The 367-nt window shown below is 45.2% G+C and carries 1 tRNA gene; it reads right to left on the minus strand.

From position 1 onward, the window contains the following. Nucleotides 1-159: 159 nt before the first annotated feature. Nucleotides 160-235: transfer RNA gene (locus H5058_RS18180), tRNA-Glu, on the minus strand. Nucleotides 236-367: the final 132 nt, after the last annotated feature.

Consider the following 367-nt stretch of genomic DNA (forward strand, 5'->3'; position numbering starts at 1 on the left):
TCATTGATTTGCTATTTCTGTGTAAGATGAGACCGAGCCTGTGAGGCGAATGGCATTATCTTCTCAGAAACATTTTCTGTGTCACTAGGACAACTGAATTTTTAGACTCGTTTCAGGCGAGCTTTCTTAATAACACTGCACTGACTATTAAATAGTAAGTGGCGTCCCCAAGGGGATTCGAACCCCTGTTACCGCCGTGAAAGGGCGGTGTCCTAGGCCTCTAGACGATGGGGACACATAAATGTGTCACTAGGACAACTGAATTTTTAGACTCGTTTCAGGCGAGCTTTCTTAATAACACTGCACTGACTATTAAATAGTAAGTGGCGTCCCCAAGGGGATTCGAACCCCTGTTACCGCCGTGAAA

The sequence above is a fragment of the Pseudoalteromonas sp. SR45-4 genome, assembly GCF_014163535.1.
In the GTDB taxonomy this organism is placed as follows: Bacteria; Pseudomonadota; Gammaproteobacteria; order Enterobacterales; family Alteromonadaceae; genus Pseudoalteromonas; species Pseudoalteromonas nigrifaciens.